Here is a 3,521-nt window from a genome sequence, read left to right as displayed (position 1 = left end):
CTGTCCGTCAGACTTCATGGAACCGCCGTATACGGATCCGTACGTACGGTGGTGTGAGAGGACGGGAGTTAGTCGCTCCCTCCTACTCGATTGTTGTTTAGGGTATAACCTAAATAGTCTTAGTAATCTTTAATTCAGCGACTTCTTGTAAATGCTCTTTTTCCTTTTCTGTGTTCGTATGCAGTGTAAATAACTCTTGTAGTGTTGTTTTTAATTCATGTTGTGTTTCTTTGAATTTAGATAATTGCACGTCGAAGGAAGGAGATTGCATAAAGCGGTCGTTAGCGCGTGAGAGTCTCTCTTCTAGCTGAGAATAATGTCGATCCGCATTCATTGATAGCATCATAGCTAATTGATTTTTCCAAAGAGGAATTAATGTAACAATTGAAAACTCAATTTTCTCAGCAAGTGTCTGATTGGCTTTTTGTATCATTCTGATTTGAGGTGCAGTTTGTAACACCACTTGCTGCGAAACTTGTAAATCATAGATGCGTTGGTCGAGTCGTTCGATTTGAGCCACAAAGTCATTAAGTTGCTGGATAGCGAGTGGTTGATTATTCAACTGTACACTCTCGACTTTAGCAGGTAGTTCAATTTCTAGTGATTGATGCTTCTTCATCTGTCCAGCTGCTATAGCAGTTGCCAGTTCTTCGAAAAAGTCATGATTATGTGTATACAGCTGCTCTAGCATCTCAACATCATTTAGTAATTGAAATTGAGCTCTTTCTAGCTGTATGCCGATCCGTTCGACCTGTATGCTAATACGTTCAAAATCAGTTAGTGTTTGTTTTAATGTTGGACTATTTTTCCCAAATAATTTGTTAAAAAAAGATGGCTTTTTTTGCTCTAATTCGCTTGGATCTACACGATCAAGCGTTTGCATTAATGTATCGAGCATTTGTCCAATTTTTGTTACGTCCTTGCGTTTCATTTGAGACAGCAGTTGGTCAGCAAATTGAGAAAGGGCACGTTGAGAACCTTGCCCTAAGCTTAAGACAGATTCAAAATTCGACACATCAATTTGACTAGCAAGTAACAGTGCACGACTTTGTGCAGGTGGCGATAGTGTCTCATATATTCTCATCGCCTCCTGAGAAGAAGGTGCTCCTAAATAAGTATGGACAAGAGGTGATACACCATTTAAAGATTCAAGGTTAATTGCCCTTTCTCTATTGACTGTCACTTATGATCGCCTCTCCATCCTAGCTGTTCTTTTTTTCTAGTATTCGAACGATTAGCGAACTCTATTTCCATTTGTAGATGATCAATGTCGTTCGAGAGTGCATCTTTTAGGTCAATTTGAATAGTATCGTTTAAATCAGTTAAGGTTTCACGTGTCTGAGATAACGTTAATTGAATTTCTTTATCCTTTACTGGTTGTTTTGTTAACATCGTATATTTTTCCGTTAATTGCACAGCTGAAGGTAAGTGTGCATAGAAAAACTGCTCTACATTATAAAACTTTTGAGGATTGGTTTTGACGATTTTAACAATATTCTTTGAAATACGAGTCATTTCAAGTAACTGTTTAAATGTGCTAATAGAACGCACGCGTAAATAGTTTTGACTTAAAGATTGAATATGTTTTTGGGCTGTAGAAAGCTGCGATTCAATATGTTGGTATTCTTCTTTTGAAATACCTGATAATTTCATCACTTTCTTTTTCTGATTAAATTTTAGCAAAAATGTACTTGCTGTATAAGTTCCGGCAAACAGTAAGCCACCAAGGAAGAATCCAGGATTTGCTACTATGGCTGCAATGGAAACACTTGAAAGCGATATAAAAAAACTAATGGTATGTCGAGAGAAAAATTGTCCGACACTAAGCATAGTTTCTTCCTCCTTACTTTATAAAGATGTCTAACTTCTTATACGTTTTAAACGATAAAAGGTTTCACTATATGATATCATCATTACTTAAATTTTACTGCTAAATTGCAAGTTTCACAATGATTATCCACCCAATGTTAAAGAAGTTGAATAAAAACAATACCTGACGAAGCGATTCAATAATTTAAAATGAGGTTATAGCGGAGTTCATCCATTTAACTATTTTTGACAAAGACCTACAGTAATCTTCGGTATACGAGTCGCAGTCGGGGCTTCTTATTTCGCTATAAACTCTCGTTGTGTAGCTACTTCCCCTAAAAGATTCTTATTGTAAATTCATGAAATAATCGAAAAATATAAGAATATCAAAATTAAAGTCGAATGTATGCATAAGTATGGTAGTTTTGCATGTTAAATTTTGTTAAAATGAAAACATGGACAAAAAAGGGAGGAAATAAGACATTGTACTTCAAAAAAATCAGCCTAATATTATGCGTCTTATTCATTTCAGCTTCTATTTTTACAATACATAGTGCAAATGCAAGTGGTGGTTTTGAGGATGTTTCCCGAAACCATGAAGCTTATGAAGAAATCAATTATTTAGTGAGTTCAGGCGTTATTAAAGGATATAAAGAAAAAGGAAAAACATATTTTAAACCTTATAATAACGTAACGCGTGGACAAGTTGCTAAAATGGTGGTTGTTGCATCAGGCAACAAACCATTAGCAGTTAAGAAGTCGAATTTTTCAGATGTACAAGTTGGTACAGAGCTTTCAGGCTATGTAGAACGCGCAGTCCAGCTAGGCTTCTTTGCAACAAATACAAAGGATAAATTCTTACCAAACAAACCATTAACACGTGATGAAATGAGTTTTGTTTTAACAAAAGCATTTAAGCTTGTACCAAGTGAAAATATCGATTCGCCTTTTGTTGACGTAGGGAATACCCATACTTACTTTCAATATGTAAATACGATTTACTACAATGGAATTACAAAGGGAAGCGGTCAAAACTATAATCCAAATAACCAAGTAACACGTGCACAATTTGCTTTATTTGTAGCGCGCGCGAAAAGCGAAAAATATCGTTTAGAGTTGCCCGTAAAAGATGTGGATGTACTAGATACAACGCAGGTAATTGGGTTAGTTCAAGTGACAACTGACGGTTTGAATATTCGTAAATCTAAAGATACTTCATCTTCGGCCAACATTATAGGCACTGTCAATAAAGGTGGTAAACTATCAGTCTATGGTGTGGAAGGAGACTGGTTAAAAGTTTCATATAAAGGTGTCTATGCCTATATTTCTAAAAAGTATGCTCAGTTTTTAGATGCAGATGGAAATACATTTGGCAATATTCTAAAGCAAGTAACAACAATTCAAGATGTACCTGTTTACGTAAAACCAAGTGCTTCCTCAAAGACTATTTCAACTGTGAAAAGTAAAATGGAATTACCTGTTTATAAAACGATTAATGGCTATCATTTAACTGTAGTTAGTGGTTTACCTGGTTATATCGTAGCGAACAATACGGAGGATGTCGAAATGGAACCACCTTCTACTCCAGATCCAGATCTAAACCTAAAACCAGATCCAAAACCAGATCCAAAACCAGATCCAAAACCAGATCCAAAACCAGATCCAAAACCAGATCCAAAACCAGATCCAAAACCAGATCCAAAACCAGATCC

At 35.9% G+C, this 3,521-nt stretch carries 3 protein-coding genes; 1 reads left to right on the top strand and 2 read right to left on the bottom strand.

The annotated features are described in order from the left end of the window. Nucleotides 1-109: 109 nt before the first annotated feature. Both ACIQZG_RS24180 and ACIQZG_RS24175 read right to left on the bottom strand, forming a co-directional pair. On the bottom strand, nt 110-1,183 hold the full coding sequence (locus tag ACIQZG_RS24180) for a toxic anion resistance protein (RefSeq protein ID WP_402758665.1): 1,074 nt from the start codon (nt 1,181-1,183) through the stop codon (nt 110-112). Next, nucleotides 1,180-1,830 (bottom strand): 5-bromo-4-chloroindolyl phosphate hydrolysis family protein, encoded by a 651-nt coding sequence (locus ACIQZG_RS24175; protein ID WP_402758663.1) that lies wholly within the window; start codon nt 1,828-1,830, stop codon nt 1,180-1,182. Before ACIQZG_RS24175 ends, ACIQZG_RS24180 begins: the two co-directional genes overlap by 4 nt. A gap of 462 nt (nt 1,831-2,292) precedes the next feature. On the opposite strand from ACIQZG_RS24175, the gene ACIQZG_RS24170 reads away from it, so the two are divergent. Further along, nucleotides 2,293-3,521 (top strand): S-layer homology domain-containing protein (locus ACIQZG_RS24170; protein ID WP_402758659.1); only part of this gene is annotated, 1,229 nt, incomplete at its 3' end.

Source organism: Lysinibacillus sp. NPDC096418 (assembly GCF_044762775.1).
Classification (GTDB): domain Bacteria; phylum Bacillota; class Bacilli; order Bacillales_A; family Planococcaceae; genus Lysinibacillus.
The sequence above is the reverse complement of the archived record's forward strand: the minus strand, read 5'-3'. Positions and strand labels throughout refer to the sequence as shown.